This is a genomic window from Streptomyces sp. NPDC029044, assembly GCF_040637495.1.
Taxonomy (GTDB): Bacteria; Actinomycetota; Actinomycetes; order Streptomycetales; family Streptomycetaceae; genus Streptomyces.
The window spans coordinates 81,696-104,423 of record NZ_JBEZWN010000014.1 but is presented as its reverse complement, the minus strand read 5'-3'; the positions used below and the strand labels follow the sequence as shown (position 1 = coordinate 104,423).

The following is a 22,728-nucleotide window of genomic DNA, read 5'->3' as shown; positions in this document are numbered from 1 at the left end:
GCCGTCTGAGGCGGGCCCTCCGGACACCGCGCCCGGCGATTCGCCGCCGCGCAGAACGGTGCTGCCCGCAGACGAAGTCCGTGGACCCCTGATCCGACCGATCCGGGGTTCTTCCCGAACTTCCGCGCACCTGCCGCCGCTTGTCGTGCGGTGTGCCGTGCGCGTCTGCGGAGAGAACGCGTGTCGAACACTGCCTTCGGCCTGCCCGTCGGGCGAGGCCTCCTCTATCTGATCGTCGCCGGTGTCGCCTGGGGCACCGCGGGCGCGGCCGCCTCCCTGGTCTACCGGGCCAGTGACATGGGGCCCGTCGCCCTTTCCTTCTGGCGCTGCGCCGCCGGTCTCGTGCTGCTGCTCGCCGTCCGCCCGCTGCGGCCCCGCGCCGGAACTCCCGTGCGTGAACCGCTCGGCCGCCGGGCGCTGCGGGCCGGAGTCACCGGGCTGGGGCTCGCCGTCTTCCAGACGGCGTACTTCGCGGCCGTCTCCGCCACCGGCCTGGCCGTGGCCACCGTCGTCACTCTGGGGGCGGGGCCCGTGCTCATCGCGCTCGGCGCCCGGCTGACCCTGGCCGAGCGGCTCGGCAGGGGCGGAGCCCTCGCCGTCACGGGCGCCCTCGCCGGCCTCGCGGTCCTCGTCCTCGGGGGAGGGGGCACGACCCTGCAGCCCGTGGGTGTGCTGCTGGCGCTGCTGTCCGCGGCCGGGTACAGCGCCATGACCCTCCTCACCCGCCGGTGGGGCCGCGACGGCGGGACCGACGCGGCGCGGACGACCGCCGAGGCCTTCGCCGTCACGAGCCTGTGCCTGCTGCCGTTCGCCCTGGCGGAGGGACTGCTGCCGCACACCGAGGAGCCCGGCCGGCTCCTGCTCCTGCTGGTCTACGTCGCCGCCGTCCCCACCGCGCTCGCCTACGGCCTCTACTTCGCGGGCGCGGCCGTCGTGCGGTCCGCCACCGTCTCGGTGATCATGCTGCTCGAACCGGTGAGCGCGGCGGTGCTCGCCGTCGTCCTGCTCGGCGAGCACCTCACGGCGGCGACGCTGGCCGGGACCCTGCTGATGCTGGGCTCGGTGGCGGGCCTCGCGGTGGGGGAGGCGCGAGGCTCCCGGACGCGCGAGGAGGCGGTGACGGTCGTGTGACGCCGTGACGGCCGGGTGAGGCGGCAACGGCCGCGTGAGGCGGTGACGGCCGTGTGGCGCGGGGCCGCGACCTAGGCTTCCTGCCTGCGCAGGAGGTGGTCGCGAGCCCTCGCGTCACCCGGGCCGCCGCGGGCCGCGAGGCCCGCGGCGATCCGGTCCCGGACTTCGGCCGGCCGGTGGTTCGCGTACTTGAACTTCGCCCGAACGTCCGTCACTTCGAGGCGCAGGACGCGAATGCCGGCGAGCATCCTGCCGTACGGGGCCTCACCCGCCGCAGCCCGTGCGGAGCCGCCCCGCGGCTGGAAGTGGTCGACCTGGCGGTTGAGCAGCGCGGCCTTCTCCGCCGGGTCGTCCACGACCTGGGCGCGGCAGCGGAGCTGTACGGCCGTGTAGAAGCTCGTCGGGGTGCCGTGCTCGGGCGGGACGTCCGGGGCGGCCTGCCAGGGCCCGGGTACGAACACGTAGTCGTCGACCACGCTCAGCAGGACGTCCGGGCAGGCCTCCAGCGCGGGCCAGAGCGGGTTCGGACGGGCGAGATGGGTGACGATCTCGTGGCTCCCGGCGTCGTAGGCGAAGTGCAGGGGCTGGACGTGGGGCGGTTCGCCCGGCGGGCCGTTGACGGCGAGCTGGCCGAAGTCGTGACCGGCCAGCCACTGCTGCCACTCCTCGTCGTCGCGGGGCGCGTCCCAGGGGTGGATCAGCATCACAGGGTCCCGAGGTAGCCGGGCAGTTCGGTGCCGGGGGCCAGGCCGGGGTCGGAGACCGGGGTGCCGTAGGTGCGCCGCACCGGGACGACACCGGCCCAGTGGGGGAGGGCGAGGTCCTCCGGTTCGTCGTTCACGCCGCCGGTGCGCAGCTTCGCGGATACCTCGTCCAGGTCCAGACGGATCACGGCGGTCGCGGCGAGTTCCTTCTTGTTGGCGGGGCGGGAGTCGGCGGAGCGGCCGGGCACGACGTGGTCGACCAGCGCGTCCAGGGCCTGCCGCTTCTCCTCGGGGTCCGTCACGTCGTGGGCGACGCCGTGCACCACGACGGAGCGGTAGTTGATCGAGTGGTGGAAGGCCGAGCGGGCCAGCACCAGACCGTCGACGTGCGTGACCGTCAGGCACACCGGAAGACCCGGGTCGGCCTGGCCGGCCGCCCGCAGCGGACGCGAGCCGGTGGAGCCGTGCACGTACAGCCGCTCGCCGACCCGGGCGTACAACGTGGGCAGCACGACCGGCGCGCCGTCGCGGACGAAACCGAGATGGCAGACGTAGGCCTCGTCGAGTATCGAGTGCACCAGGTCCTTGTCGTAGGAAGCCCGCGCCGGGGAGCGGGTGGGGACGGTGCGGTCGGTCGGGGTGTAGCCGGTCTCGGGCTGCGACGGCGTCTGCGCGGTCCCCTGCATGGCGCTCTCCATTGCACTAGTGCATACTTGGCTTTGTGCTAGGAGAGTATCCGATCAGTGGGCGTCGCGCAGCGGACATTTCCGCGAGCATTGAGCGTGCGGTGGGGGCCGGTGAGCTGCGGCCGGGGCAACTGCTGCCTCCCATGCGGGAGTTGGCGGAACGGCTGGGGGTGAACCCCAACACGGTCGCGGCCGCGTACCGGACCCTGCGCGAGCGCGGGGTCATCGAGACCGCGGGCCGACGGGGCAGCCGGGTACGGCCCGCGCCGCCGACGACCGGGCGGGATCACTTCCGGATGGACGTCCCCGAGGGCGTGCGGGACGTCGCGCAGGGCAATCCGGACCCGGCGCTGCTGCCGCCGCTCGCGGGCGCGTTCGCTGCGGCGGCCGCCGAGGGCGACCGGGCGCCCGTGCTCTACGGGGACACGGCCGTGGAGCCGGAGCTGGCCCGGATCGCGCGGGCCGGCCTCGATGCCGACGGGGTGCCGGAGGGGCCGGTCGCCGTGGTCTCCGGGGCGCTGGACGGCGTCGAACGGGTGCTGGCGGCCCACCTCAAGCCCGGCGACACCGTCGCCGTGGAGGACCCCGGCTGGGGCCGCACCCTTGATCTCGTGCCGGCGCTCGGACTGCGGACCGTCCCGGTGGGCGTCGACGACGAGGGGCCTCGCGCGGAGGACGTGCGCCGGGCACTGGAGGCCGGGGTGCGCGCCCTGATCGTGACGGACCGCGCGCAGAACCCGACCGGCGCGGCGGTGAGCGCGCAGCGCGCGCGTGCCCTGCGATCCGTGCTCCGGGAGCACCCGGAGGTTCTGCTGATCGAGGACGACCACGGGCACGGCATCGTCGACGTGCCCCTGCACCCGTTGGCCGGAGTCACCCGGCACTGGGCGTTCGTCCGTTCGGCGGCCAAGGCCTACGGCCCCGACCTGCGGCTCGCCCTGCTCACCGGGGACGCCCTCACCGTGGACCGGGTCCTCGGACGGCACCGGCTCGGACCGGGCTGGGTCAGCCGGCTGATGCAGCGGGCCCTGGTGCGGCTGTGGGCCGACGGCGCGGTGGACACGGCCGAGGTGGCGGCGTCGTACGGGTCGCGGCGGGACGCGCTGATCGACGCGCTCGAACGGCGTGGTGTCGCGGCGCACGGGCGCAGTGGCATGAACGTGTGGGTGCCCGTGCCCGACGAGACCGGCGCCGTCTCCCGGCTGCTGCACGCCGGCTGGGCCGTGGCCCCCGGAGCCCGCTTCCGGCTGGCCGCCCCGCCCGGCATCCGGGTCACCGTCTCCACGCTCGCCGGGGGCGAGATCGAGACGCTGGCCGACGCGATCACCTCGGCGGTCGGGCCCGCTCCGGCGCGGAGCTACGACTGAGACAGGGCCTCGGGCCGACGGTGGGGGCTCCTTGCCGGACGCTCCGCCGGACGGCCCGCCCGAGTCGTCGTCGGGCGGCCCGCCCGCGACGGGGCCGGGGCGCGGGCTGTGCGCGGAACCACGACCGGGTTGCGGCTTCCGGGTCCCGGACCGGCGCGCAGCCACGGCCATGGCCCCGGGCCTCCGCGGAGGCGGGCCGGCCGGGCTTTTCGAGCCGCGCGCAGTGAGGGGCGAACTACAGCTGAGGGCATCCGGCCTCCGTCGAGCTGGGAGGGAGAAGTCGCCAGGGGTTTCCGGACCCGCGAGGGGTGGCGACGGAGCTGCCACGTCACCCCTGACTCGCGCCCGGCCACGGCCGGGGCGGTGCCCGAGCGTTGGGTCCTGTGGGGCTGTTCCCGTGGAGCTGGGGCGCGGGCTCCGGTCGGGGTTTGGGGGGGCCGTGAGGGGCGGGGCTGAGGGGCGGCTGCGCTGGGCTTTGGCTGGTGGCGATCGCCGCCTTGGGCGTACTGGGTGCGGGCCCTCGTGTCGGGCTGTGGCTGGGGCGCTGCCCGAGCGTTGGTTCCTGTGGGGCTGTTCCCGTGGAGCTGGGGTGCGGGCTCCGGTCGGGGTTTGGGGGGCCGTGAGGGGCGGGGCTGAGGGGCGGCTGCGCTGGGCCTTGGCTGTTGGCGATCGCCGCCCTGGGCGTACTGGGTGCGGGCCTTCGTGTCGGGCTGTGGCCGGGGCGGTGCCCGAGCGTTGGGTCCTGTGGAGTTGCTGCCGTGGAGCTGGGACCGGAGCTCCGACCGGGGCTTGCCGGGCCGCGCGGGGCGGCGGATGAGACGCGGCGCAGGCCGGGCTCGCGCCCGGCTGCGGCCGGGGTGCCGCCCGGGCGTTGGGTCTCTGCGGGGCTGAACCCGCGGCAGCGGCCAGGGTGTTGGGCCCTGCGGAGCTACGGTCGAGATGTCCGGCGGGGCTTCGGGCGTATCTGGGTGAGGGCCGCCCCCGTCAGGACGATCACCGCGCCGACCGGGGTCGACCACGTGAGCGCCTCGCCGAGGAGAGCCACGCCCGCGGCCGTGGCGATGACCGGGATGAAGTACGTGACCATCTGGGCGGTCGTCGGGCCGACCTCGGCGACCAGGCCGTACTGGAGGAGCACCGCCAGTCCCGTGCCCAGTGCGCCCAGGGCGGCGATCGCCAGCAGCGGGCCGACGGACACGTGGGCGGGCAGGGTCGTGAACAGCGGGGTGACGACCGCCAGCTGGACCGTCGCGAGCAGCAACTGGGCACCGGTCATCGACAGGTGGGAGTTCCCGGTGCCGGCCAGGGTGCGGCGGACGTAGATCCAGCCGATCGGGTAGCTGAGGGAGCCGAGCAGGGCCAGTGCCGTCCCGGTGGCGTCCAGGCCGTGGAAGCCCTGCCAGGCTCCCAGCACCGTGAGCACCCCGAGGAAGCCGACGCCGAGCCCGGCGACCCGGACCCGGGTCGGACGGTCCTCCGACAGGGCGACCAGCGACAGCGCCATGCCCCACAACGGTGAGGTCGCGTTGCAGATGCCGGCCAAGGTGGACGGAATGGTCAGCTCGGCGTAGGCGAACAGCGAGAACGGCAGGGCGTTGAGCAGGAACGCGGCGACCGTCAGATGCCCCCAGACTCGCAGCCCGCGGGGCAGCCGCTCACGCCGCACCGCCATCGCGGCGGCCAGCACCGCCGTACCGAACAGCAGCCGCCCGAACGTCACCTGGAACGGCGCGTACGCCCCCGTGCCCACCTTGATGAGGAGGAAGCTGAAGCCCCAGATCAGGGACAGGGCGGCGAATCGGAGGCGCCAGTCGAGGCGACGGCGGGCCGGTGCGGACGGGGCGTCGGCGAGCCGGCCGGGCGGTGTGGTGACGGTGCTCATGTCAGCCACGATGTGGCACCGGAACCTTGTAGCACAATCGAGATTTCGCACTCGGTACTGCGTAGCATTGCTTACATGTTGAACCTGGAGCGCTTGCGCACCCTCGATGCCCTGGCCCGGCACGGCTCGGTCAGCGGCGCGGCCGAGGGGCTGCACATCACCACGTCCGCCGTCTCGCAGCAGCTCTCCAAGCTGGAACGGGAGGTCGGGCAGCAGCTCCTCGCCAAGAACGGCCGGGGCGTGCGGCTCACCGACGCGGGCCGGCTGCTCGCCGAGCACGCCGCGCGCATCCTGTCCCAGGTCGAACTCGCCCAGTCGGACCTGGAGGCACAGCGCGGCCAGGTCGTGGGCGAGCTCAGACTGTCGGCGTTCCCCACGGCCGCGCGGGGGCTGTTCCCTCACGCGCTGTCCGCGCTGCGCCGGCAGCACCCCGCGCTCCGGCTGCGCTCCTGCGAGCTCGAACCGGAGCTCGGCATCGCCGCAGTCGTGCGGGGCGACCTCGACCTCGCCGTGGTGCTCGACTGGTACAACAAGCCGATGGCCCTGCCCGACGGCTTGGTCAAGGCGTCGATCCTGGACGACCCGGCCGAGGTCGCCATGCCGGAGGCCCACCGGCTCGCGGCGCGCGAGGAGGTGGATCTCGCCGAGTTCGCCGACGACGAGTGGATCACCTGGGGCGAGGGCGAGTTCTGCCACGAGTGGCTGATGTTCACCCTGCGCTCCAAGGGCGTCGAGCCGATCGTCGGCCACCGCGCCGCCGAGAACCACACCCAGCTGGCGCTGGTCGCCGCAGGGCTCGGGGTGTGCATCGCCCCGGTGCTCGGCCGCCGTCCCGTGCCCGCCGGGGTCGTGACCGTGCCGCTGAGACAGCGCGTGCGGCGGCATGTGTACGTGGTCTGGCGCGCGGACGCGGACCGCCGCCCGTCGATCCGGGCGGCGGTGCAGGCCTTGCGGGCGGCGGGGGAGAGCGTCGGCTGACGTTCCGGGAGCGGCTGCTGCCCGGCCCTCGGCCGGCGCTTCGGAGGAGCGGCTACTGCCCGGACAGTTTGCGGAAGTCCCAGGAGACGATCTTCTCCGGAGTCAGCCGGATCCAGGCGTGACGGCCGTCGTGCGGCATCTCCTCCAGGCCGAAGTTCTTCCGCGCGAACAGCGTCTCAGGGACGTCGAGTTCGGCGCGCAGCTCGCCCGTGCGCGGTATCTCGCCCACGAACTCGACCGTGCCGGACAGCTCGGCGCCGCGCAGCTCGTCGTACTCCTCGCCGGTGTCGACCACGATCGCCACCCGCGGGTCGCGCCGCAGGTCGGTCCAGCGCTTGCTGCGCACGACCGAGTACAGCCACATCGACGCGCCGTCCCAGGCGAACCACAGCGTGCTCACGTGCGGTGCGCCGCCGGCCGAGACCGTGGCGACCCGGCAGGTGCGCTGGGTGGTCAGGAAGTCGTCCAGCTCGCCCGGCGTCATCATGATCTTCCGGCCCCTGCGCTGCTGCGTGACAGTCATGCGCCCCCTCTTTCTCCCACGTCGTGCCAGAGGAGATCCTCTGACATCACGTCAGAAAAGGATGGGTTCTCTTCCGTCCGTGCGCAATGGTGGTTACGCTCGCCCGCCCAGCCGCCGGTGACAGGGGGAACCGTGCCCTCGTACGAACCGCTCAGCCGACTCCTCGAACCGGGCACCACCGTCCTGCTCACCGTCGAGTGCCAGGAGGGCGTCGTCGGGGCGGACAGCGCCCTGCCCGAACTCGCCGAAGCGGCACGCGCCGGCGGTGCCCTCGCCAACGTCGCCCGTCTGGTCGCGGCCGCCCACGCAGGGGGCGTCCAGGTCGTGCACGCCGTCGCCGAGCGCCGCCCCGACGGCCGCGGGGCCAGCCGCAACGCCCGTCTCTTCCGTGCCGCCGCACGCCTGCCCGTCCAGCAGGTGGCCGGCACCCCGGCGGTGCGGGTGGCGGCCCCGATCGAGGTCGCCGAGGAGGACCTCGTCGTACGGCGGCTGCACGGGCTGTCACCCCTGACGGGCACCGACGTCGACCCGCTGCTGCGCAACCTCGGCTGCCGCACGCTGATCGTCACCGGGGTCTCGGCCAACGTGGCCGTGCCCAACGCCGTGTTCGACGCCGTGAACCGCGGATACACCGTCGTCGTCCCGGCGGACGCCATCGAGGGGGTGCCTTCCGACTACACCCCCGCGATGATCCGCCACACCCTCGCGTTGGTCGCCACGGTCGCGACCACGGACGAGGTACTGGCGTGCCTGGAGCGGCCGGGCGGAATCAGGCGAGCGTGATGGAGTCGCCGTTCACCGCCACCTTCTTCGCCTCCAGCGGCTTGACCGCGGGGCCCTTCTTCACACTGCCGTCGAGGACGGAGAACTGACTGCCGTGGCATGCGCAGGAGATGATGTCGTCCTTGAGGTCCACCATCGGACAGTTCTGGTGGGTGCAGATCGTCGAGAAGGCCTTGTAGTCGCCCGCGGCCGGCTGCGAGACCACCACCTTCTCGTCCTTGAAGATCTTGCCGCTGCCCTCGGGGATGTCGGTGGTCTTCGCGAGCGCCGCACCACCGGCTCCCGCTCCGGCGGACGAGCCGCCCCCTTCGTTCGTCGCGCCGCCGCCCTGTTCGGTGGACGGGTCGGACGCCTTGTCGTCCGACCCGCACGCCGTCAGCGCCACGGTGAGCCCCGCCGCGCCAACCGCCGCCACGACGGTGCGGCGGCTCGGTCCCGACATCGGCTGAACTGATTCGCTGGTCATGCTGACGTTCCTTCCGGGGGTTTCGTGATCTGCGGAGAGGTACGGCCCTTGCGGACCGGCTGTTCAGACCCTGCCGAAATCCTGGCCCGTTCGCGGAAGGACACGGGTAAAGCGGAGCTGTCGGTTGGCTGTCGGGTTCCGGCCCGGTGCCGCGAGGCCGTCGCCGTGACCGCCGCGAACGTCAGTAACCTGGGGCGATGCTCAAGGAAGTGATCGCGACCCGTTTCATCGCGCCCCTGCGCGAGGGCGGTTCGCTGCCCGGCCTGGTCGAGGCCGACGACTCCGGCACCTACGTCCTGAAGTTCACCGGTGCGGGGCAGGGCCGCAAGACCCTGGTCGCCGAGGTCGTCTGCGGTGAACTCGCCCGCCGGCTCGGGCTGCGGATGCCGCGCCTGGTCACCGTCGAGCTCGACCCGGAGCTGGGTCTGGGCGAACCGGACGAGCAGGTGCAGAGCCTGCTGAGGTCCAGCGGCGGCACCAACCTCGGCATGGACTTCCTCTCCGGCGCGCTCGGGTTCGACCCGCTCGCGTTCCCGGTGAGCCCCGAGGAGGCGGGCCGGGTGGTCTGGTTCGACGCGCTGGTCAACAACGTCGACCGGTCCTGGCGCAACCCCAACCTGCTGAGGTGGCGGGGCGAGTTGTGGCTCGTCGACCACGGCGCGACGATGATCTGGCACCACAACTGGCCCGGCGTGGACGCCTCCGCCGCCCGCCCGTACGACGCCTCCGACCACGCGCTGGCGTCCTTCGCGCCCGATGTCGCCTCCGCCGCCGCCGAGTTGGCGCCCCTGGTCACGGAGGAACTCCTCGCCGACGTCACCGCACAGATCCCGGAAGCCTGGCTCACGGACGAACCCGGCTTCGCCGCGCCCGACGACCTCAGACAGGCCTATGCGCGCCCGCTGCTCGCCCGGGCCGCCGTCATCCACGACCGCATCCAGGGGCTGAAGTGAACGACCGGCACATCATCAAGGGCGGACCGCGGGACCGCCACGTCTACGAATACGCCGTCCTGCGCGTGGTCCCGCGCATCGAACGCGGCGAATGCGTCAACGCCGGGGTGCTGGTCTACTGCCGCGCCGAGGCGTACGTCGGTGCCCGCACCCACCTCGACGAGGCCCGCCTGCTGGCCCTCGACCCCCGGGCCGACGTGGCCGGGGTCCGAGCCGCCCTGCGCGCCGTCGAAAGCCTCTGCGCGGGCGGCTCCGCGGCCGGCCAGGCGGCGTCCGACGACCCGGGCCGCCGCTTCCGCTGGCTCGTCGCACCCCGCTCCACGATCGTCCAGCCCGGCCCCGTGCACACCGGCCTGACCAGGGACCCGGCGGTGGAGGCCGAGCGGTTGCTGGACCTGCTGGTGCGGTGAGGACGCCCCGCGCGTCCGTCAGTGCCGGCGACGGCGCCTCACCAGGCAGCCGGCCGCGAGGACGGCACCCGCCGCGAAGGTCAGGCCGATCCCCGTCTCCCAGTCGCTCGGCCCCCAGGACACGGCGCCCCCGGCCCCACCCCGCACACCGCGGGAAGGGGCGGCGGACGCGGGCGCACCGGTGCCGGGGCCGGACGGACTCGCGGACCCGGACGGGCTGACGTCCCCGGACGGGCTGACGGACGGGCTCGCGGACGGGCTCGCCGATGGGGAGGGGCTCGCGGAGGCCGACGGCCGGACGGGGGAGATGACACCCGAGCCGACGCGGGGCAACGCCTCGCACGCGATGCCGTCGTCCGGACCCGGGTCCTCGTCGAGTCGGTGGGGGTCGCGCGGATCCGCCTCGAAGGCGGCCTGCGCGTCCTCCTGGAAGGCGAAATCACGGCAGTCCAGGTCCTGCCGGGCATGAGCGGGGTCGGCCAGCGGCACGATCGCGGCGATCGCGAACAGCGCGCCGATGGCACCGGTGCGACGGCGCATGGAGCGCCTCCCTTCCGGCCACGGTTGGCTCGCGCTCCGACGCTAGGCGCCGGGCGGTGCGGCGGCGCGTGTCCGTAGGCCGATCGGGTGTCCCGGAAGGTGCCGCCGGGCAAGGTGGGCCCGGGTGATGGATCACATGCCGCCCCCGGCCGTTGACACCGCGTGCCAGGGCTTCTAGCGTCACACCCACTGAAGGTACTAAGCGGTCGCTCACCTGAGGAGTAGCAGTCATGTCCACCACTGAGCAGCGGGTTGCCGTCGTGACCGGTGCCGCGCGCGGCATCGGTGCCGCCACCGCCGTACGACTGGCCGCCGAGGGCCGCGCGGTCGCCGTGCTCGACCTCGACGAGGCGGCCTGCAAGGACACCGTCGAGAAGATCACCGCCGCCGGTGGCAAGGCCATCGCCGTCGGCTGCGACGTCTCCGACGAGGCCCAGGTCGAGGCGGCCGTCGCGCGGATCGCCGAGGAGCTCGGCGCGCCGACGATCCTGGTCAACAACGCGGGCGTGCTGCGCGACAACCTGCTGTTCAAGATGAGCGTCTCCGACTGGGACACCGTCATGAACGTGCACCTGCGCGGCGCCTTCCTGATGTCCAAGGCCTGCCAGAAGCACATGGTGGACGCGGGCTTCGGCCGGATCGTCAACCTGTCGTCGTCCTCCGCGCTCGGCAACCGCGGCCAGGTCAACTACTCCGCCGCCAAGGCCGGCCTCCAGGGCTTCACCAAGACCCTCGCCAAGGAGCTCGGCAAGTTCGGCGTCACCGCCAACTCCGTCGCCCCCGGCTTCATCGCCACCGAGATGACCAAGGCCACCGCCGACCGTGTCGGCATGGGCTTCGAGGACTTCAAGGCCGCCGCCGCCACCCAGATCCCGGTGGCCCGGGTCGGCGAGCCGGAGGACATTGCCAACGCCATCGCCTTCTTCACCGGTGAGGCGGCCGGATTCGTCTCCGGCCAGGTGCTGTACGTGGCCGGCGGACCGCTCGACTAAGGGACGAAGAACATGACTTCCGTGGAACTCTCCGGCAAGGTCGCCCTCGTCACGGGCGCCAGCCGCGGCATCGGCTACGGCGTCGCCGAGGCCTTGGTCGCGCGCGGTGACCGCGTGTGCATCACCGGCCGCAACGAGGACGCCCTCAAGGAGGCCGTCGAGCAGCTCGGCGCCGACCGAGCCGTGTACGTGGCGGGCAAGGCGCACGACGAGGCCCACCAGGCCGTCGCCGTCGAGCGCACGATGGAGGCCTTCGGCCGCGTCGACTACCTGGTCAACAACGCCGGCACCAACCCGGTGTTCGGGCCGATCGCCGACCTCGACCTGAACGTCGCCCGCAAGGTCTTCGAGACCAACGTCGTCTCGGCCCTCGGATTCGCCCAGCGGACCTGGCACGCCTGGCAGAAGGACAACGGCGGCGCGATCGTCAACATCGCCTCCGTCGCGGGCCTGTCGCCCTCGCCCTTCATCGGCGCGTACGGCGTCAGCAAGGCCGCGATGATCAACCTGACCGTGCAGCTCGCGCACGAGTTCGCGCCCAAGGTGCGGGTCAACGCGATCGCCCCGGCCGTCGTGAAGACCAAGTTCGCCCAGGCCCTGTACGAGGGCCGGGAGGAGGAGGCCGCCGCGGCCTACCCGCTGGGCCGGCTCGGCGTGCCCTCCGACATCGGGGGCGCGGCCGCGTTCCTCACCTCCGAGCAGTCCGACTGGGTCACCGGCCAGACGCTCGTGGTGGACGGCGGCATCTTCCTCAACGCCGGGACCGGCTGACGCGGACCGCGCACGGGGACCGGGACGGGCGTCGTCGACTTCGACGGCGCCCGTCCCGGCGTAAAGGCACGGCAAAGGGCGATGACAACGTCGTCAAAGGTTTATCGATCAAGCGGTCATGGACGGGGAGGGTCAGGGGGCGCGGCACTGCGGTATGGTCTGCCGACCCTTGGTATGGCAGATCGAGGAGCGTGCGCGTGTTCAAGCGGAACCGGTGCCTGTGGCAGGTGGCGGCCATCGCGTCCATATCGTCCCTGCTCGCCGGGTGCGGCGTGCTGTCGTCCGACACCCCGGAGGACGAAGGGCCGATCGTCGTGGGCACCACCAGCTCGCCCAGCACGCTCGACCCTGCCGCGTCGTGGGACAGCTCCTGGGAGCTGTTCCGCAACATCTACCAGACGCTGCTGAGCTATCCGACGGGCGCGAGCACGCCCCAGCCGGACGCCGCCGAGAGTTGCGGCTTCAGCGACTCCTCGAACCAGGTCTACCGCTGCGAGCTGCGCGAGGGCCTGAAGTTCTCCAACGGCGACGCGCTCGACGCCCAGGCCGTGAAATATTCGTTCGACCGGATCCGCAAGATCAACGTCAACGGCGGCCCGGCCGGTCTGCTGGGCAGCCTGGAGCGGGTCCAGGCGCCGAACGACCGTGAGGTGATCTTCCACCTCAACAAGCCGGACGCCACCTTCCCGTTCGTGCTCGCCACCCCCGCGATGTCGATCGTGTCCCCGCAGGCCTATCCGCGGAACAGCCTGCGCAAGGGCAGCGACGTGGTCGGATCCGGGCCGTACACTCTCGACTCCTACGCCGAGGGCAAGGAGGCCGTCCTCGTCCGCAACGACTCCTACACGGGCTTCGCGGAGCGCCGGAACGACGCGGTGACCGTCCGCTACTTCCAGGACTCCGGCACCATGGTGAAGGCGCTGCGGGACAAGGACATCGACGTGACCTACCGCGGTCTGGCCGCCGGAGACGTCGTCGACCTCCAGAGCAAGTCCTCCAAGGACGAGGAGATCCAGCTCGTCGAGGGCACGGGCACCGACATCAACTACCTGGTGTTCAATCCGAAGGACTCCTGGGCGAACAAGAAGGCCGTGCGGCAGGCCATCGCGCAGGTCGTCGACCGGGCGGCGATCGCCCACAAGGTCTACAAGGACACCGTCGACCCGCTGTACTCCATGGTCCCCAAGGGCCTCACGGGCCACACCACGGGCTTCTTCGACGACTACGGCGACCCCGACGTCGGCAAGGCCCGCAAGATCCTCAACGAGGCCGGCATCAACCAGCGCGTCCCGCTCACCTTCTGGTACACCAGCGACCGCTACGGCTCGGAGACGGCCGGGGAGTTCAAGGAGCTGGAGCGCCAGCTGGAGGACTCCGGCCTGTTCACGATCAGCCTGAAGAGCCGCCCGTGGAAGACGTACGTGGAGGGCTACCGGAAGGGCGAGTACCCCGTCTTCGGGCGCGGCTGGTTCCCCGACTTCCCGGACGCCGAGAACTTCATCGCGCCGTTCGTCGGTGACCAGAACGCCCTCGGCACGCCCTACCCGGCCCCCGAGATCACCGGCGATCTGCTGCCCAGGTCGCGCCGCGAGAGCGACCGCGCGAGTGTGGAGAAGGAGTTCGAGGAGGCCCAGCGGATCCTCGTGGACGACGCGCGGCTGCTGCCGCTGTGGCAGGGCAGGCAGTACGTGGCGGCCAGCCGGGACGTCTCGGGCGCCGAGCGGGCCCTGGACCCGTCGACGATCATGATGTTGTGGGAGCTGCACCGCAAGACCGCCTGGTAGCGGGTCGGCTTCGGGCTCGCGCGGGGCACGGTGTCAGTGGTCGCCTGTAGGTTCTGTGGCCTGAAGTGACCGCACATCGTGAGGACGTTGACGTGACCGACATCGCCATGCTGCCCGAGTCCTGGCGCGGGGTTCTGGGTGACGAGCTGGAGCAGCCCTGGTTCAAGGAGCTGACGGAGTTCGTCGAGGAGGAGCGGGCGAAGGGTCCCGTCCATCCGCCGCGCGAGGAGGTCTTCGCGGCGCTGGACGCCACGCCGTACGACGGGGTCAAGGTCCTCATCCTCGGTCAGGACCCGTACCACGGCGAGGGGCAGGGGCACGGGCTGTGCTTCTCGGTCCGGCCGGGGGTGCGGATCCCGCCTTCCCTGCGCAACATCTACAAGGAGATGCACCAGGAGCTGGGCACACCGATCCCGGACAACGGCTATCTCATGCCGTGGGCCGAGCAGGGCGTGCTGCTGCTCAACGCGGTGCTCACGGTCCGCGGCGGCGAGGCCAACTCGCACAAGGGCCGGGGCTGGGAGAAGTTCACGGACGCCGTGATCCGGGCCGTGGCCGAGCGCCCCGACCCGGCGGTCTTCGTGCTGTGGGGCAACTACGCGCAGAAGAAGCTCCCGCTGATCGACGAGTCCCGGCATGCCGTGATCAAGGGCGCGCATCCCTCGCCCCTGTCCGCGAAGAAGTTCTTCGGCTCGCGGCCCTTCACACAGATCAACGAGGCCGTGGCGGCGCAGGGGCACACGCCGATCGACTGGACGATCCCGAACCTGGGCTGACGCACCCCCGCCGACGGCCGCGCCACGCCGGGTCCGGCGGTGTCCGGAGCCGCCTGAGCCGGATCGCCCCCGCCTGCGGTTAGCGTCGGCGGGAACAGCCGGCGAGTGCGCGGAGGGCGTCGTGGCGGAGCGACAGGAGCAGGCGGCGCCCGATGCCGTACTGACGCGGATCGGGCAGGTCGTCATGTTGCACCACGCCGGGGACCGGGAGGAGGCCCGGCACCGCTACCTCGGCCTGTGGGCGGAGATCGGCGAGCACGGCGACCCGCTGCACCGCTGCACCCTCGCCCGCTACCTGGCCGACACCCAGGACGACCCGGCTGACGAGCTGGCCTGGGACCTGCGTGCCCTGGCGGCGGCCGCGGAGGCCAGGGAGGAGGCCGTAGCGGTGGCCGCGGTGCTCGCGATCTACCCCTCCCTGCACGTGAATCTCGCGGACGACTACCTCGGACTCGGCCGCCGCGACGCCGCCCGGTCCCACCTGCGGTGGGCCCGGGAAGCCGCGGCCGCCCTCGCCGACGACAGCTACGGCGAGGGCGTCCGGGCGGCCATCGACCGCTTGGAATCCCGGCTGGGGGAGGGCGGCCCGGGAACCTGGACACCGCCACGGCAGCGGCCCTGAGACGACGAGGCCCACGAGTCCGACGGGTCGGTGTTCCTGGGGGCGGGCGCGCCGACGGGCCCGACGCGTCAGCGGCCCTGGGGCGACCGCGCCGACGGGTCTTACGGGCGGCGCCCTGGAGTGAGCGTGCTGATGAACCCGAGGTGGCTGCGGCCCCGGGGTGACCGCGTCGACGGGCCCGCCGGGGCGGCGATCCTGGGGACGGGCCCGCCTACGGCCCCGACCTGCCGGCGGCCCTGGGCGGCCCCGCCCACGGGCCCGACGCCTCGACCAACATGGGGTGAAAGCGCTGATGAGCTTGACGTGTCAGTGGTTCTGAGGTGACCGCGCCAACGGGTCCGACGAGTCGGTGATCCCGGCCTGCCGTATCGGCGATCGGCCGGTGCCCGTTCAACGCCCGTACGTGTCGCGGCAGATCGTCGCCTCCGGGCTGTCCGCCCGCCATCCCCCGTAGCGTTTGCCCAGCGCGCACACGTCCGCGTTGTCCTTCGGGACGCTCCTCTCGACGTCCTGCCGTACCGACTCCGACACGTCGGGGAGGCCGGCGTGCGACCGCTGGGGGCGCCGAGCGGGCTCGGGGTGTTCCGGGCGGGCGGGGTGGGGGCGGACGGCGCGGGGGCCGGGCCGCGGCGTCCCCGGTTCCGGGGCGGCCGCCGCAGGTGCGGCCGGGCCGGTCGCCGGCGCGGCCCGCTCCGGGCGGCGGGGCGCTTCCTCGATGAGCTGAAGGGCCTCGCGGGCCGGCGCCTGCACGATCTGGGTCTCCGCCTCCTCCTCCCGCTCCGGCGCCGACGGCCGGGACGGTGCCGGAGCGGGCCCCGGCGCGGAGGGATGCGGGACCGTCGTCGTACAGCCGGAGAGGGCCGAGACCGCCACGGTCAGCAGGAGCGTCGCTGTGGTCGTCGTTCGATGCACCCGCGCAACTCTGGTGCGTCCGGTCCTCGGTGGGGCCGCGGACCTGGCGCAGGATGCCCCGCACGGGTGATCTCGCGCCCCGTACGGAGGGCGCCGGTGCGACGGGGGTGACGTCAGTCGCCGGTCGCGCCGTCCACGCGCTCGCGGATCAGGTCGGCGTGGCCGTTGTGCCGCGCGTACTCCTCGATCATGTGCGTGTAGATCCAGCGCAGGTTGAAGCGCTCGCCGGTGCGGCGATGTTTGCCCTCGGAGACGTCGTCGAGGCCGAAGCGGGCCGCGTTGCGCCGGGCGGTCTCGATCTCGGACTGCCAGGTGGCGTACGCCTCCTCCCACGTGTCCGACGCGGAGAGATGGAACTCGCCGTCCGGATCCTCCTCGGTGTAGTAGATCGGGCCGGCCTCCTCGGCCGCGAGTACCTTGCGGAACCAGCCCCGCTCCACCTCCGCCATGTGCCGCACCAGTCCCATGAGGCTCAGCTCGGACGGCTCCACCGCGGCGGTGCGGAGCTGGGCGTCGGTCAGGCCCTCGCACTTCCAGGCGAGGGTCTGGCGGTGGTACTCCAGCCAGCCCTCCAGCATGGTGCGCTCGTCGGCGGTGCTGGCGGGCTCTTGGCGTTCGTTCGTCATGGACGCATCCTTTCCGAGCCGCCCCCGCCGCACCACAAGATTTTCAGCCCCCGAGCATGCCCTCCAGCAGTTCCCGCAGCCCGGCCCGCACCTCCTCCAGGCTCGGCACCTCGGCGCCGAACGACCCCGCCACACAGCTGAACATCAGCCCGTCGCCCCAGGCGATGAGCGACAGGGTGTGCCGGGCCGGGTCGGTCGAGCCCAAGCCGCCGACGAGGGCGGCGAGTTGGTCCCGGAAGCGGGCGCCGGTGGCGTCGAAGAAGGCCCGCAGCTCGGGGCGGCGCGTCGCCTCCAGGGCCAGTTCGTAGCGGGCGAGCGTGAGGGCGCGGTGGCCCGTCAGGGCCCGGTGCGCCGCCAGGGCCAGCGCGTCCGCCAGAGGGCCGGGCCCGGCCCCGGGGTCCGGCATCTCGTGCAGGGCCAGGACCCGGGCCTCGCGGTCGGCAAGGCGCCGCACCGCGAGCTCCAGCAGGGCCTGCCGGGTGCGCGCGAGGTTCGACGTGGACCCCTGGGGGAGCCCGGCCGCCTCGTCGACCGCCCGGTGTGTGAGGCCGCGCATGCCGCGTTCGGCGAGCAGGGCGAGGGCGGTGTCGGCGACCAGGTCGGAGCGGGAGGGGCCGGCGGTGCGTACGGACATGGGGTCACGCTACCCGTCCGACTACACCTGTAGTAACGTCGATGGCGTCACTACAGGTGTAGTCACATTCGAGGAGGGGCCATGACACAGCTCACGCATGCCGTCGTGATAGGCGGCGGTATCGGAGGCCTGACGGCGGCGGTCGCCCTGCACCGGAGCGGCCTGCGGGTCACGGTGCTGGAGCGCGCCCCGTCGCTGGAGCCGGTCGGTGCGGCGATCTCCCTCGCCCCCAACTCCCTGCGCGCGCTGGACGCCATCGGACTCGGCGACGAGATCCGCGATCTCGCCGCCTGGTCCGGCGACGGCGGGCTGCGCGCCCCCTCCGGGCGCTGGCTGTCGCGGTCCTCAGCCGACGCCGCCGCCGAGCGCTTCGACGGACCGCTCGTGCTGCTGCACCGCGCCACCCTCATCGCGAGCCTGGCCTCCCGGCTCCCCACGGGCTCCATCCGCACGGACGTCGCCGCCACCCTCACCGACAGCGGCGGCCCCGACCGGCCCGCCCGGGTCAACGCCGACGGCAGGGTGCTGGAGGCGGACCTGGTGGTGGGGGCGGACGGCATCCGCTCCGCGGTGCGCCACGCGCTCTTCCCCGCCCACCCCGGGGCCGTGTACTCCGGCTTCACCGCCTGGCGGCTGGTGATCCCCGTGCCCGGCGCCGAGTTCGCCTCGCACGAGACCTGGGGCAGGGGCCGCATCTGGGGCACACACCCGCTCAAGGACGGCCGCGTCTACGCCTACGCCGCCGCCGTCACGCCCGCCGGCGGCCACGTGCCCGACGAGAGGGCCGAGCTGCTGAGCCGCTTCGGCGACTGGCACGACCCGATCCCCGCCGTTCTCGCCGCCGCCCGGCCCGAGGACGTCCTGCGCCACGACGTCCACCACATCACCGAACCGCTGCCCGCCTACCACCACGGCCGGGTCGCTCTGCTCGGCGACGCCGCGCACGCCATGCCGCCGACCCTCGGCCAGGGCGGCAACCTGGCCATCGAGGACGCGATCGTCCTCGCGCACCACCGCGACGACTTGCCCGCCTACACCGCCGCCCGGCTGCCCCGCACGACCGCTGTCACACGCCGGGCCGTGCGGGTCGCCCGCCTCAACCTCATGAGGAACCGCGCAGCGATCGCCGTACGCGACACCGCCCTGGCCGCACTCTCGAAGGCCGGGCCCGCCCTCGTCCTGCGCGGCTTCGACGGCATCGCCGACTGGCGGCCCCCGCGGCCGGACGCCGTATGCTCCGAGCAGACCCCGGCAGGCAACCGTTAGAGGAGATCACCCCGTGAAGGTCGGCTGCATCGGACTCGGCGACATCGCGCAGAAGGCGTACCTCCCGGTCCTCGCCTTCCTGCCCGGGGTGGAACTGCACCTTCAGACCCGTACGCCCGCCACCCTCGACCGGGTCGCCGAGGGCCTGCACGTCCCGCCGGAGCGGCGGCACACCACCCTCGACTCCCTGATCGCGGCGGACCTCGACGCGGCGTTCGTGCACGCGCCCACACTCGTGCACCCGGAGATCGTGACGCGGCTGCTGGAGGCGGGCGTTCCGGCGTACGTCGACAAGCCGCTCGCCTACGAGATCGATGACTCCGCGCGGCTGGTGGCGCTCGCCGAGGAGCGGGGCGTGAGCCTCGCCGTCGGCTTCAACCGGCGCCACGCCCCCGGCTACACGCAGTGCGCGGACCATCCGCGCGAACTGATCCTCATGCAGAAGAACCGCATCGGGCTGCCGGAGGAACCGCGCGCGATGATCCTCGACGACTTCATCCACGTCGTCGACACCCTCCGGTTCCTGGTGCCCGGCGAGATCGACGACGTCACCGTGCGCGCCCGTGTCCAGGACGGGCTGCTGCACCACCTGGTGCTCCAGCTCGCCGGGGACGGCTTCACCGCCCTCGGCGTGATGAACCGGCTCAGCGGTTCCGCCGAGGAGATCCTGGAGGTGTCCGGGCAGGACACCAAGCGGCAGGTGATCAATCTCGCCGAGGTCGTCGACCACAAGGGCCAGCCGACGGTGCGGCGGCGCGGGGACTGGGTGCCGGTGGCCCGGCAGCGCGGGATCGAGCAGGCGGTGCTCGCCTTCCTCGACGCCGTCCGCACCGGCCGGGTGCTCAGCGCCCGGGACGCGCTGGAGACCCATGAACTGTGCGAGCGGGTGGTACGGGCGGTTCAGGAGCGGACCGCCTGAGCCGCACGGTCCGTACACCCTCGCCGACGGCCCACAGGGCGAGGATCAGCATCGCCGTGTGCACCGTCCAGTCGCCGTGGCGGACGTAGGGCGTGGTGCCGTGGGCGAGGGGGAGGTCGTAGACGCGCACGGCGGAGGCGTCCGTGCCGAGCCATGATCCGACGCGCTGCCCGTCCGGGCCGTAGACGGCGGAGACGCCCGTCAGGGTCGCGTGCACCATGGGGCGGCCGGTCTCGGCGGCCCGCAGCGCGGCGAGCGAAGCGTGCTGCCCGGGCGCCCAGCTGTGCTGGAACGTCGACGTCGACGACTGACCGATCAGCACGTCGACGCCCTCCCGGGTGAGGTGGCGGGTCATGTCGGGGAAGGCGGTCTCGAAGCACACCAGCGGGCCGACGCGCAGATCGTCCCCGACGTTCATCACGATCGGCTGCGAGCCGCGCCTGCGGTCCTCGCCCGCGGCCTTGCCGACGGAGGTGGCCCAGCCGAGCAGGGACCGGGCCGGGATGTACTCGCCGAAGGGCACGAGCCGCATCTTGTCGTAGCGCTCGCCGGTCAGGCCGTCGGGGCCGATCAGGACCGAACTCTTGTAGATGCCGGGCTTGTCGGAGCGCCGGGCGTCCACGTTGACCAGGATGTCGGCACCCGTCGCGCGGGAGAGGTCCGCGAGCCGCCGGGTGAGGTCGGGCCGGTCGTCGAGGTCGAAGCCGACGCTGCTCTCGCCCCAGACGATCAGGTCGACGTCCTGGCCGGCGAGCCGGCGGGTGAGCTGCTCCTCGCGGGCGAACCGGGCGTCCGGGCCCGCGATGACGCCCGGCTGCACGACGGCGATCCTGACCTGGCCGTCGACGGCGGGGCGGGGCGAGAACGCCCAGGCGGCGGAGGTGACGGCGGCCGTGGCGACGAGACCGGCCACGGCGGGCACCCGGGCCCGGGGGACCGCGACGAGGACGGCGATGGCGACGTTGACGGCCACGAGCAGGTAGCTGAGCAGCCACACGCCGCCCACCGAGGCGAGACGCAGCGCGGGCTCGGCCTGCCACTGACTGCTGCCGAGCATGCCCCAGGGGCCGCCGAGCCCCTGCCAGGAGCGGACCAGCTCGACGGCCAGCCAGCCCGACGGCAGGACCAGCAGGGCGGCCGTGACCCGCCCGAGGGAGGGGAGACCTCCGAGGAGACGGCGCACCAGCCAGCCCCACGGTGCCCACAGCGCGCCCAGCAGGGCGGCGATGAGGAACGTGAACACGTGCAGGCTCGGCAGCAGCCAGTGGTGCATGGCCAGCATGAAGCCGAAGCCGCCCCACCAGCCGTCGTACGCGGCCCGCTTCCCGGTCGGCGCGGTGCGCAGCAGCAGGAGCCAGGGGACCAGGGCGGCGTAGGCGCACCACCACAGGGACGGCGCGGGGAAGGCGAGGACGGGGAGGGCGCCCGCGACCGCCGCGGCGGCCGAGCGGCGCCAGGGGGAGGCGAGCCAGTGGCCGAGCGTCTTCATAGGCGCCTCCTACCCGCGGGTGCCTCCAGTGTGCGCCTTGCGGACGATCTAGGACACAGGACGCCGGGTCAGTTGATCACAGGCGCCGTCCGGGGCTCGGGAAGGCGCCGCCACTTCTCCTGTACGACGACCTCGCGCAGCCGCCAGCCGTCGTCCGTGCGCAGCGCCCCGAAGGCGTACCGGCCGCCGCACACGAAGTCGGGAGCGGGCCCCGCGGTGGCCATGGGGTTGACGTAGTCGGCCTGCACCTCGGCCGTGTCGCCGGTGTCCTGCTCCCAGATCCCGAAGCGCACCCGTCGGTTGACGATCAGATGCTGCCGCATCGGGAACAGCCGCAGGCTCTCCGCCAGCCAGGCGGCCACCGCCCGGGCCTCTCCCTCGATGCCGCCGGCCGAGCGGTAGTCCGCCCGCCCCCGAGGGGCGAACAGCCCCCGGTACGCCTCCCAGTCACCGTCGTCGACCGCCACCGCGTAGTCGGTGATCAGCCCGTCGACGGCCAGCCGGTCCCTCACGGTAGCGAGCTCCACGCGCTGCGCCATCGGCTCAGTGTTGGGCATGGCGGGGCACGAACCAAGAGCCGTGCGCGCGAGATATTCGGTGGCCGCCGCAGGGCGTCGGGGGCCAGCCTGTCCTCCGTGAACGATCTGCACGAACCGAGATTCCGGGTGCGCGCCCGCCACACCGACTCCACCATCACCGTCTACCAGGCCTACCGCCCGGAGATCGGCGGCCCCGCCGCCCGCCTGGGCCGCTTCCCGTCGTCGTGGAAGCGGGAGCGCATGACCTGGATCAAGCCGTCGTTCCTGTGGATGATGTACCGCTGCGGGTGGGGCACCAAGGAGGGCCAGGAGACGGTCCTGGCGATCGAGATCGACCGCGAGGGATTCCTGTGGGCGCTGCGCAACGCCTGCCTGTCCCACCACGTCCCCGTTCTGCACGGCGACCGGGCCTCCTGGAAGCGGCAGTTGCGGCAGGCGCCCGCGCGGGTGCAGTGGGATCCGGAACGGGACCTGCACCTCAACCCGCTGCCGCACCGGTCGCTCCAGCTGGGGCTCGCGGGGGAGGCCGCCACGCGGTACGCGGACGAGTGGATCGTGGGGATCGAGGACGTCACGCCGCTCGCCAGGGAGATCCACAGGCTGGTGCGGGCGGGACAACCGGACGCGGCCGCTGGGCTGTTGCCCGAGGAGCGGCCCCTCGACATCGAGGACGAGGTGCTGGCGCGGCTGCGCGCCTAGGGGGAACGGGAGGGAAGGGGGCCGCTCAGGCCGCCGTGACGACGCCGCCTCGGATCGCGGTCGCCCACTCGACGACGAGGAGCTCGTACTCCGCACGCTCCTCGGCCGACAGGGTGCCGCCCGTGCGCTGCCACAGCGCACGGATCTCGTCGTTGACCTCGGCAGCGGGCCGCACGGAACCAGGGGTCACGAAATCGGGGGACATGCGGACAAGCCTAGGGGCAGCCACTGACAGCCCGCTACCGGACGGCTACCCGATCCCTATGCGGTTGGTCA

26 protein-coding genes are annotated in these 22,728 nt (G+C 73.1%); 14 read left to right on the top strand and 12 right to left on the bottom strand.

The features are described 5' to 3' along the window. Window positions 1-180: 180 nt before the first annotated feature. Window positions 181-1,131 (top strand): EamA family transporter, encoded by a 951-nt coding sequence (locus AB0E85_RS15185; protein WP_361926477.1) that lies wholly within the window; start codon window positions 181-183, stop codon window positions 1,129-1,131. Between the two features lie 71 nt (window positions 1,132-1,202). Here the strand turns inward: AB0E85_RS15185 and AB0E85_RS15180 are convergent, their stop codons facing one another. Together AB0E85_RS15180 and AB0E85_RS15175 are read right to left on the bottom strand one after the other, a co-directional pair. Next, complete coding sequence (locus AB0E85_RS15180; RefSeq protein ID WP_361926474.1) at window positions 1,203-1,835, bottom strand: FMN-binding negative transcriptional regulator; 633 nt, start codon at window positions 1,833-1,835, stop codon at window positions 1,203-1,205. Continuing rightward, a complete protein-coding gene (locus AB0E85_RS15175; RefSeq protein WP_361926471.1) occupies window positions 1,835-2,521 on the bottom strand; it encodes a pyridoxamine 5'-phosphate oxidase family protein in 687 nt (228 codons plus the stop codon). Before AB0E85_RS15175 ends, AB0E85_RS15180 begins: the two co-directional genes overlap by 1 nt. 35 nt (window positions 2,522-2,556) lie before the next feature. Here AB0E85_RS15175 and AB0E85_RS15170 point away from each other — a divergent pair, with 35 nt between their 5' ends. Continuing rightward, window positions 2,557-3,888, top strand: a complete 1,332-nt coding sequence (locus AB0E85_RS15170; protein ID WP_361926468.1) for an aminotransferase class I/II-fold pyridoxal phosphate-dependent enzyme — start codon at window positions 2,557-2,559, stop codon at window positions 3,886-3,888. A 928-nt stretch (window positions 3,889-4,816) separates the two neighbouring features. Here the strand turns inward: AB0E85_RS15170 and AB0E85_RS15165 are convergent. Further along, window positions 4,817-5,770, bottom strand: coding sequence for a DMT family transporter (locus AB0E85_RS15165; protein WP_361926466.1), 954 nt, complete (start codon window positions 5,768-5,770; stop codon window positions 4,817-4,819). Between the two features lie 75 nt (window positions 5,771-5,845). On the opposite strand from AB0E85_RS15165, the gene AB0E85_RS15160 reads away from it, so the two are divergent. Then, the gene (locus AB0E85_RS15160; protein WP_361926463.1) at window positions 5,846-6,748 is read left to right on the top strand and encodes a LysR family transcriptional regulator; all 903 of its coding nucleotides are present in this window, start codon (window positions 5,846-5,848) and stop codon (window positions 6,746-6,748) included. 52 nt (window positions 6,749-6,800) lie between these two features. Here the strand turns inward: AB0E85_RS15160 and AB0E85_RS15155 are convergent, their stop codons facing one another. Beyond that, window positions 6,801-7,271, bottom strand: coding sequence for a pyridoxamine 5'-phosphate oxidase family protein (locus AB0E85_RS15155; protein WP_361926460.1), 471 nt, complete (start codon window positions 7,269-7,271; stop codon window positions 6,801-6,803). A gap of 132 nt (window positions 7,272-7,403) precedes the next feature. On the opposite strand from AB0E85_RS15155, the gene AB0E85_RS15150 reads away from it, so the two are divergent. Next, window positions 7,404-8,054, top strand: coding sequence for a cysteine hydrolase (locus AB0E85_RS15150; RefSeq protein ID WP_361926457.1), 651 nt, complete (start codon window positions 7,404-7,406; stop codon window positions 8,052-8,054). Here AB0E85_RS15150 and AB0E85_RS15145 read toward each other — a convergent pair. Beyond that, the gene (locus AB0E85_RS15145; protein WP_361926454.1) at window positions 8,041-8,520 is read right to left on the bottom strand and encodes a Rieske (2Fe-2S) protein; all 480 of its coding nucleotides are present in this window, start codon (window positions 8,518-8,520) and stop codon (window positions 8,041-8,043) included. The genes AB0E85_RS15150 and AB0E85_RS15145 overlap by 14 nt on opposite strands. A gap of 197 nt (window positions 8,521-8,717) precedes the next feature. On the opposite strand from AB0E85_RS15145, the gene AB0E85_RS15140 reads away from it, so the two are divergent. Continuing rightward, on the top strand, window positions 8,718-9,473 hold the full coding sequence (locus tag AB0E85_RS15140; protein ID WP_361926451.1) for a HipA family kinase: 756 nt from the start codon (window positions 8,718-8,720) through the stop codon (window positions 9,471-9,473). Next, a complete protein-coding gene (locus AB0E85_RS15135) occupies window positions 9,470-9,883 on the top strand; it encodes a DUF3037 domain-containing protein (RefSeq protein WP_361926448.1) in 414 nt (137 codons plus the stop codon). The genes AB0E85_RS15140 and AB0E85_RS15135 overlap by 4 nt, the downstream gene beginning before the upstream one ends. 18 nt (window positions 9,884-9,901) lie before the next feature. Here AB0E85_RS15135 and AB0E85_RS15130 read toward each other — a convergent pair whose 3' ends face one another. Further along, window positions 9,902-10,423 (bottom strand): excalibur calcium-binding protein, encoded by a 522-nt coding sequence (locus AB0E85_RS15130; protein WP_361926445.1) that lies wholly within the window; start codon window positions 10,421-10,423, stop codon window positions 9,902-9,904. Between the two features lie 230 nt (window positions 10,424-10,653). Between AB0E85_RS15130 and fabG the strand changes: the two genes are divergently transcribed. The 5 genes from fabG (at window position 10,654) to AB0E85_RS15105 (ending at window position 15,368) form a co-directional block, all read left to right on the top strand. Further along, on the top strand, window positions 10,654-11,415 hold the full coding sequence (gene fabG, locus AB0E85_RS15125; RefSeq protein WP_020270157.1) for a 3-oxoacyl-ACP reductase FabG: 762 nt from the start codon (window positions 10,654-10,656) through the stop codon (window positions 11,413-11,415). 12 nt (window positions 11,416-11,427) lie between these two features. Then, window positions 11,428-12,186 carry an SDR family oxidoreductase gene (locus tag AB0E85_RS15120; protein WP_033307414.1) on the top strand — a complete coding sequence of 253 codons (759 nt, stop codon included), beginning with the start codon at window positions 11,428-11,430 and terminating at the stop codon, window positions 12,184-12,186. A gap of 197 nt (window positions 12,187-12,383) precedes the next feature. Then, window positions 12,384-13,970, top strand: coding sequence for an ABC transporter substrate-binding protein (locus AB0E85_RS15115; protein WP_361926441.1), 1,587 nt, complete (start codon window positions 12,384-12,386; stop codon window positions 13,968-13,970). 92 nt (window positions 13,971-14,062) lie between these two features. Continuing rightward, the gene (locus AB0E85_RS15110) at window positions 14,063-14,746 is read left to right on the top strand and encodes a uracil-DNA glycosylase (RefSeq protein WP_361926438.1); all 684 of its coding nucleotides are present in this window, start codon (window positions 14,063-14,065) and stop codon (window positions 14,744-14,746) included. Window positions 14,747-14,867: 121 nt separating this feature from the next. Continuing rightward, the gene (locus AB0E85_RS15105; RefSeq protein WP_361926435.1) at window positions 14,868-15,368 is read left to right on the top strand and encodes a hypothetical protein; all 501 of its coding nucleotides are present in this window, start codon (window positions 14,868-14,870) and stop codon (window positions 15,366-15,368) included. Window positions 15,369-15,758: 390 nt separating this feature from the next. Here AB0E85_RS15105 and AB0E85_RS15100 read toward each other — a convergent pair whose 3' ends face one another. From AB0E85_RS15100 to AB0E85_RS15090, 3 genes are all read right to left on the bottom strand, one after another. Then, on the bottom strand, window positions 15,759-16,280 hold the full coding sequence (locus tag AB0E85_RS15100) for a hypothetical protein (RefSeq protein ID WP_361926432.1): 522 nt from the start codon (window positions 16,278-16,280) through the stop codon (window positions 15,759-15,761). 113 nt (window positions 16,281-16,393) lie between these two features. Next, window positions 16,394-16,906, bottom strand: coding sequence for a DinB family protein (locus AB0E85_RS15095; RefSeq protein WP_361926429.1), 513 nt, complete (start codon window positions 16,904-16,906; stop codon window positions 16,394-16,396). A 43-nt stretch (window positions 16,907-16,949) separates the two neighbouring features. After that, a complete protein-coding gene (locus AB0E85_RS15090) occupies window positions 16,950-17,540 on the bottom strand; it encodes a TetR/AcrR family transcriptional regulator (RefSeq protein ID WP_361926426.1) in 591 nt (196 codons plus the stop codon). Between the two features lie 81 nt (window positions 17,541-17,621). On the opposite strand from AB0E85_RS15090, the gene AB0E85_RS15085 reads away from it, so the two are divergent. Both AB0E85_RS15085 and AB0E85_RS15080 read left to right on the top strand, forming a co-directional pair. Further along, window positions 17,622-18,806 (top strand): FAD-dependent monooxygenase, encoded by a 1,185-nt coding sequence (locus AB0E85_RS15085; protein ID WP_361926423.1) that lies wholly within the window; start codon window positions 17,622-17,624, stop codon window positions 18,804-18,806. A 13-nt stretch (window positions 18,807-18,819) separates the two neighbouring features. Then, window positions 18,820-19,725: a Gfo/Idh/MocA family oxidoreductase gene (locus AB0E85_RS15080; RefSeq protein ID WP_361926420.1), complete on the top strand. Its 906-nt coding sequence runs from the start codon at window positions 18,820-18,822 to the stop codon at window positions 19,723-19,725. Here AB0E85_RS15080 and lnt read toward each other — a convergent pair. Then, the gene (gene lnt / locus AB0E85_RS15075; RefSeq protein ID WP_361926417.1) at window positions 19,649-21,214 is read right to left on the bottom strand and encodes an apolipoprotein N-acyltransferase; all 1,566 of its coding nucleotides are present in this window, start codon (window positions 21,212-21,214) and stop codon (window positions 19,649-19,651) included. The genes AB0E85_RS15080 and lnt overlap by 77 nt on opposite strands. A gap of 68 nt (window positions 21,215-21,282) precedes the next feature. Continuing rightward, complete coding sequence (locus tag AB0E85_RS15070) at window positions 21,283-21,753, bottom strand: nuclear transport factor 2 family protein (RefSeq protein WP_361926414.1); 471 nt, start codon at window positions 21,751-21,753, stop codon at window positions 21,283-21,285. A 96-nt stretch (window positions 21,754-21,849) separates the two neighbouring features. Here AB0E85_RS15070 and AB0E85_RS15065 point away from each other — a divergent pair, with 96 nt between their 5' ends. Beyond that, window positions 21,850-22,452, top strand: a complete 603-nt coding sequence (locus AB0E85_RS15065; protein ID WP_361926412.1) for a DUF4291 domain-containing protein — start codon at window positions 21,850-21,852, stop codon at window positions 22,450-22,452. A 25-nt stretch (window positions 22,453-22,477) separates the two neighbouring features. Here the strand turns inward: AB0E85_RS15065 and AB0E85_RS15060 are convergent, their stop codons facing one another. Continuing rightward, the gene (locus tag AB0E85_RS15060) at window positions 22,478-22,657 is read right to left on the bottom strand and encodes a hypothetical protein (RefSeq protein ID WP_361926410.1); all 180 of its coding nucleotides are present in this window, start codon (window positions 22,655-22,657) and stop codon (window positions 22,478-22,480) included. Between the last annotated feature and the right edge of the window lie 71 nt (window positions 22,658-22,728).

Coding starts and splice junctions, on each gene's coding strand:
- AB0E85_RS15180 (WP_361926474.1), bottom strand. CDS start 1,835: ATGCTGATCCACCCCTGGGACGCGCCCCGCGACGACGAGGAGTGGCAG.
- AB0E85_RS15175 (WP_361926471.1), bottom strand. CDS start 2,521: ATGCAGGGGACCGCGCAGACGCCGTCGCAGCCCGAGACCGGCTACACC.
- AB0E85_RS15165 (WP_361926466.1), bottom strand. CDS start 5,770: ATGAGCACCGTCACCACACCGCCCGGCCGGCTCGCCGACGCCCCGTCC.
- AB0E85_RS15160 (WP_361926463.1), top strand. CDS start 5,846: ATGTTGAACCTGGAGCGCTTGCGCACCCTCGATGCCCTGGCCCGGCAC.
- AB0E85_RS15155 (WP_361926460.1), bottom strand. CDS start 7,271: ATGACTGTCACGCAGCAGCGCAGGGGCCGGAAGATCATGATGACGCCG.
- AB0E85_RS15145 (WP_361926454.1), bottom strand. CDS start 8,520: ATGACCAGCGAATCAGTTCAGCCGATGTCGGGACCGAGCCGCCGCACC.
- AB0E85_RS15140 (WP_361926451.1), top strand. CDS start 8,718: ATGCTCAAGGAAGTGATCGCGACCCGTTTCATCGCGCCCCTGCGCGAG.
- AB0E85_RS15130 (WP_361926445.1), bottom strand. CDS start 10,423: ATGCGCCGTCGCACCGGTGCCATCGGCGCGCTGTTCGCGATCGCCGCG.
- fabG (WP_020270157.1), top strand. CDS start 10,654: ATGTCCACCACTGAGCAGCGGGTTGCCGTCGTGACCGGTGCCGCGCGC.
- AB0E85_RS15120 (WP_033307414.1), top strand. CDS start 11,428: ATGACTTCCGTGGAACTCTCCGGCAAGGTCGCCCTCGTCACGGGCGCC.
- AB0E85_RS15095 (WP_361926429.1), bottom strand. CDS start 16,906: ATGACGAACGAACGCCAAGAGCCCGCCAGCACCGCCGACGAGCGCACC.
- AB0E85_RS15090 (WP_361926426.1), bottom strand. CDS start 17,540: ATGTCCGTACGCACCGCCGGCCCCTCCCGCTCCGACCTGGTCGCCGAC.
- AB0E85_RS15085 (WP_361926423.1), top strand. CDS start 17,622: ATGACACAGCTCACGCATGCCGTCGTGATAGGCGGCGGTATCGGAGGC.
- lnt (WP_361926417.1), bottom strand. CDS start 21,214: ATGAAGACGCTCGGCCACTGGCTCGCCTCCCCCTGGCGCCGCTCGGCC.
- AB0E85_RS15070 (WP_361926414.1), bottom strand. CDS start 21,753: ATGGCGCAGCGCGTGGAGCTCGCTACCGTGAGGGACCGGCTGGCCGTC.
- AB0E85_RS15060 (WP_361926410.1), bottom strand. CDS start 22,657: ATGTCCCCCGATTTCGTGACCCCTGGTTCCGTGCGGCCCGCTGCCGAG.